Origin of the sequence: Kitasatospora sp. NPDC091257, from assembly GCF_044757675.1 — a bacterium.
Classification (GTDB): domain Bacteria; phylum Actinomycetota; class Actinomycetes; order Streptomycetales; family Streptomycetaceae; genus Kitasatospora; species Kitasatospora lactacystinica.
Map to the genome: position 1 here is coordinate 1 of NZ_JBIVVI010001765.1, position 1,268 is coordinate 1,268.

Below are 1,268 nucleotides of genomic sequence, written 5' to 3' on the forward strand. Positions count from 1 at the left end.
GGTGGTGTCCAGGGGCGGGTGAGGGCCGCTGTGGGCCGCCGTCAGCGGGACGGTGCCGGTGACGTGCGGGACGTGTGGTGTCACGGCAGCCTCGCGGCGGGTGCGGAGCGTGCGCGGGTGCCGGCCGGAGCGGTGCGGGAACGGGCCGAGGGGCTCACGTCGTATGGTGTGATCCGGGCGATCGCGCCGAGGACCGCGCTCTTGGGCGGCCCGGTGGGCCGGTACGACGACTGGATGTAGTGCGGTGCCTCGACGACGTCGAGCTGCTCGACGAGTGACAGGTTGCGGAGCAGGCTCGCGATCTGGGCCGGGGTGCGCAGGCTTCCCCACCGGCCGTCGAGCGCGGTGGTCATCACGTCGTCGACCTGCCGGGCCAGGTGGACGTCCTCGACGGACAGCTGGCACACCGCCAGGTAGCCGCCAGCGGGCAGCAGTCGGGCGAGGTCGGCAGTGAGGGTGCTCGTCACCGCGTCCGGAACCGCTTCCAACGCGGTGCACAGCACGGCCACCGGCCGGGCCGGGTCGAGGTGGGCGGCGACGGCCGGGTGCTCCAGGACGCGGTGCACACCGTCGGCGAGGCCGACGTCGGTGACGGTCACGCGGTCGTTGCCGGCGAGCACGCAGCGCGAGAGGGCGTGTACGACGGGGTCGGCGTCCGCGTACACCGTGCGGCAGCCCTGGTCGATGGTTTGGCCGATCTGGTGGGCGTTGCGCCGGGGTGAGTGGTTGGGGACGCCGTGGTCCGTGTGGATGATCTGCCGCACCCCGAGGTCGCGCACGAGTGCGGCGGCGGCGTGTTCGGCGAACGCGAGGGCGTCCTGGGCCCGGTAGGGCATGTCCGGCAGCAGACGCAGCAGGCGCGAAGCGGCCGTGCGGCTGGAGGTGTTGGCGTTGTGCCCGCCGGCCAGGACGTCCCGGATGCCAGCGTAGGAGGCCCGGTCCAGCAGCGCCAGGATGCGGTCGCGTTCGGCGTCCTCGCGGTCCGGTCCGGCCCAGGCCGCCGTACGGCGGCCCGTGGGCCAGCCCGTGGCCGGGGCGGTCGTGTTGGTGGTGGGGGTCACGAGCGGCTCCTGGGCACAGCAGCCGTCTCGGCGGGTTCGGTGGTGGTGGTGCGCTGGCCGGGAATCGGAAGCGCGGGCGGGTAGGCGGCGCCGCAGGCGGTCAGCCGCAGGGCGGTGTCGATCAGCGGGACGTGGCTGAAGGCCTGGGGGAAGTTGCCGACCTGGCGCTTGAGGCGGGGGTCCCACTCCTCGGCGAGCAGGCCCAGG

The 1,268-nt window shown here is 74.3% G+C and carries 2 protein-coding genes; both read right to left on the reverse strand.

All coding sequences use genetic code 11. The features are described from left to right. Positions 1-80: 80 nt before the first annotated feature. A complete protein-coding gene (locus ACIQOV_RS41880) occupies positions 81-1,061 on the reverse strand; it encodes an SAM-dependent methyltransferase (RefSeq protein WP_401056445.1) in 981 nt (326 codons plus the stop codon). Beyond that, positions 1,058-1,268: glycoside hydrolase family 15 protein (locus ACIQOV_RS41885; RefSeq protein ID WP_401056447.1), on the reverse strand; the 211-nt coding region annotated here is incomplete at its 5' end. The genes ACIQOV_RS41880 and ACIQOV_RS41885, both read right to left, overlap by 4 nt.